At 42.4% G+C, this 3204-nt stretch carries 5 protein-coding genes; 2 read left to right on the forward strand and 3 right to left on the reverse strand.

Features of this window, described 5'->3' with window-relative positions; genetic code table 11:
* Both VN105_RS03395 and VN105_RS03400 read right to left on the reverse strand, forming a co-directional pair.
* Positions 1-241, reverse strand: a 241-nt coding sequence (locus tag VN105_RS03395; protein WP_325637932.1) for a hypothetical protein, incomplete at its 3' end; no start/stop codon positions are given.
* Between the two features lie 63 nt (positions 242-304).
* Positions 305-757 carry an Hsp20/alpha crystallin family protein gene (locus VN105_RS03400; RefSeq protein ID WP_325637934.1) on the reverse strand — a complete coding sequence of 151 codons (453 nt, stop codon included), beginning with the start codon at positions 755-757 and terminating at the stop codon, positions 305-307.
* 197 nt (positions 758-954) lie between these two features.
* Between VN105_RS03400 and VN105_RS03405 the strand changes: the two genes are divergently transcribed.
* Together VN105_RS03405 and VN105_RS03410 are read left to right on the forward strand one after the other, a co-directional pair.
* Positions 955-1791, forward strand: a complete 837-nt coding sequence (locus VN105_RS03405; protein WP_325637936.1) for a universal stress protein — start codon at positions 955-957, stop codon at positions 1789-1791.
* 20 nt (positions 1792-1811) lie between these two features.
* Entirely contained in the window at positions 1812-1985 is a 174-nt protein-coding gene (locus tag VN105_RS03410) for a hypothetical protein (protein ID WP_325637938.1), read from the forward strand.
* Between the two features lie 24 nt (positions 1986-2009).
* Here the strand turns inward: VN105_RS03410 and VN105_RS03415 are convergent, their stop codons facing one another.
* Positions 2010-3152, reverse strand: coding sequence for a S1C family serine protease (locus tag VN105_RS03415; protein WP_325637940.1), 1143 nt, complete (start codon positions 3150-3152; stop codon positions 2010-2012).
* Positions 3153-3204: the final 52 nt, after the last annotated feature.

A 3204-nucleotide genomic window follows, 5' to 3' on the forward strand; every position in this document is an offset into this window, starting at 1 on the left:
TTTTGAACCGGTCTATATTCTTATCTCTGAAAAGATCCTTCTGATCTTCCGGTTCAACTCCCGGAACCGGTTTCCCAACCGCCATTTCCCGGATATCTTCTGCCGATCTCAGCTCCATTACCTGGTTTTCAAGAAACACGCCTGTAAGCTTTGAATGTGTAAGATTGCAGAGATAACAGGCAAATTCAAGACTCGTTCCATTGAAGCTGACGGCATCTGTAATGAACAATATCTTTTTCATAATATCTTTTTCAACGTTTTAAAACCCGGCCAGTATCACTGGCCGGGTAGGGCAGCTCAGCATCTATTTAACAGCTATATGGATGCTCTTACCATTCTTCTTTGCTTCTTCATTTTTAGGAAGCTTTAGCTTTAATACGCCGTCCTCGTACTGAGCTTCAATTTTCTCCTTATTGATGCTCTCAGGAAGCGTAAAACTGCGGGAAAAACTACTATAGTTATATTCCTGCCTGCTGTACTTTTCATTCTTTTCTTCCTTTTTATCTTCTGTTTCTGCGCTGATAGTAAGCAAATGACCCTCCAGGTCAATCTTAAAATCGTCTTTCTTCATACCCGGGGCAGCTACGGATAATTTGTAGCTATCCTTGTCTTCACTCACATTTACCGCGGGAACAGTGAGTTCCGCTAAAAATCGTCCTCCATTGAAATCATTGGTCCATTCCCGCCATGGTTTGAAGAAATCGTCAAATAAGGATGGAAAAAGTGGGTTGCGTTTGGTTAATGCTTGAGATGACATAAATTACCTCCTTGTTTTTTTGGTTAATAATTTTATGCTAAAATATTACCTGCAGGAACAGCAGAAAATGATCAATCTCAATAAGGATCCTGATTATGATCATGTATGCCCGGGCTGTGTCCATAATCATCTTACAGGCTGACCATTATCATAGTTGCCAGGGTTACCAGGAACTATCTTTAAGAAAAAAAATAAAAATGGAAAAGATCTTATTGGTAGTATGTGGCACTTCTCCTACCCTTAACGCCATTAATTTTGCGTGTTATTTGTCAGGCATCACCCGGTCAAGGCTTACCGGCTTCTTCTTCGAAAAAAACACTTATGCTGATACCCCGAAATTAAAAAAAGCTTACGGCGTCCCGTATGTAGAAACTATTACATCGCGCGACCTGCCTGAATACGATAAGAAAGTGCAAAAGACAGCGGACTATATCAGGTTATTTGAGAATACCTGCGACGAAAAAGGAATACCCGCCTCTGCAAAATGCATCAATGGTCCCATATTAGAGCATATCATAGAAGAAAGCCGGTTTGCCGACCTGATTATCGCAGATGCCACCGTTTCCGATATCTCAAAAACCCAGGAAGCCCCCTCTCCTTTTCTCCAGGAATTGCTCAGCTCTGCGCAATGCCCGGTGATTATTGCACCCTCTTCCTTTACACCTATTGAAGAAATCGTATTCTGTTATGATGGAAGTCCGTCATCCATATTTGCTATGAAGCAGTTAACCTATATCTTACCTGAACTTGGAGAAACAAGGGCCACGGTAGTGCAGATCAAAGATGAGGAAATAAAAGGTGAAGAAAGGAAAAGGGTATCTAACTGGCTCAGCAAACATTTTGAATATGCAGATATCACCACCATAAAAGGCAGTTCAGAAAAAGAGCTGGCCGACTACCTTCTTAAAAAACAACACGCATTGGTAGTAATGGGCGCCTACGGAAGAAATATAGTATCAAGACTGCTCAGGCAAAGCCATGCGGATCTTCTCATCAAAACGCTTGCATATCCTGTATTCATCACGCATTATTAAAATCATTAAAAACAAAATTTATGCAACATATACTTCCATCTCCGCCAATACAACGTGCGATCGCCCAGGCAGAAAATATACTCGCCTGGGCAGTTGCGCTGTTGCTTCCTATTGCAGGATATTCTCTGCTTATCAGGTTAATGGTAAAATTTATGGAATTTCTTTATGAGATATTCGTCCGGTATCAATACTAACGGTAGGCTAACTTTATTTTTATATCATCCGGATATATCGCTTAACATCACATCGCAACTTATTAATTTCCCATTACGCAGCACTTTCAGCACTACTTTATCGCCGGGATGATGCAGGATTAATATTTGCTGAATATCACCAACACTTCGTATCTCTCCATTGTCAATTTCCTTAATGATATCATGTACTTCGATACCGCCCTTTTCAGCGGCCCCCTTACTCACTAACTTATATACCAGCACACCCGGCATCCCGGTGGCATTGGTAATATACACTCCCAGTGAAGCACGCCTTGTACGACCCTCACGCAATAAATCATTGCATACTTTCTTAACTACCTCCACTGGTATAGCAAAGGAATAACCCGCAAAATTTCCTGTAGGCGTAAGTATACCGATATTAATACCAATGAGCTTACCCTTCGTATCAACTAAAGCGCCGCCGCTGTTACCACTATTCATTACAGCATCTGTTTGTATATAAGAAGAGAGTTGCCCCTGTTCTTCTTCGCTTGTGAAGATCCTGGACTTGGCGCTGATAATTCCCGCTGTAACAGTAGCATCCATGCCCATTGGGCTTCCGATCGCCAATACCCAATCTCCTACTGCAACTGAATCCATACTGCCAAAACGCACAAATGGCAGCTGACGGCCGCTGATCTTTAAAAGAGCTATATCCGTGAGGGAATCCATTCCTATAATGTATGCTTTGAAAGAACGTTTATTTTCCAGTACCACTTCCAGGCTTTCTGCATGATTTACTACATGATAATTGGTGACAATATACCCGTCCGGTGTAATGATCACCCCCGAAGCGCTCCCTGTCATAGTTCCTCCTTCAAGTACTGCCGACGATACTCCCGGATGACCTTGCCCGTTCCTTGCTGCCTGGTCTTCCGGCCATTTAAAGCCTGGTTCATAGGTAGCGATAATATGTACCACTCCCGGCAAAGCCGTTGCAGCTGCATAACGAAAACTGCTATTGATACCAGTTGATCCCGATAAATTAACGCCGGCTGGTTCATAACCCGCCTGTTGTTTTTCTTCCAGCGAAATAAACGGTATTCCCCGGGAAATAATAACCATTGGTTGTTCCTGGGCTGCGCAATGGATGGCATACAAAGAACAGGTAATAAAACAACCCAAAAACAAGAGTCCCTTACGCATTTTTTTTAACCCTAAAACTAGGTTATCAACGCAGCCCTGATAATGACCTTCG

It is taken from the genome of Chitinophaga sp. (genome assembly GCF_035564935.1).
In the GTDB taxonomy this organism is placed as follows: Bacteria; Bacteroidota; Bacteroidia; order Chitinophagales; family Chitinophagaceae; genus Chitinophaga.

Excerpts from the sequence above, each read along its gene's own strand:
- VN105_RS03405 (WP_325637936.1), top strand. The coding sequence starts at position 955 with ATGGAAAAGATCTTATTGGTAGTATGTGGCACTTCTCCTACCCTTAAC.
- VN105_RS03400 (WP_325637934.1), bottom strand. The coding sequence starts at position 757 with ATGTCATCTCAAGCATTAACCAAACGCAACCCACTTTTTCCATCCTTA.
- VN105_RS03410 (WP_325637938.1), top strand. The coding sequence starts at position 1,812 with ATGCAACATATACTTCCATCTCCGCCAATACAACGTGCGATCGCCCAG.
- VN105_RS03415 (WP_325637940.1), bottom strand. The coding sequence starts at position 3,152 with ATGCGTAAGGGACTCTTGTTTTTGGGTTGTTTTATTACCTGTTCTTTG.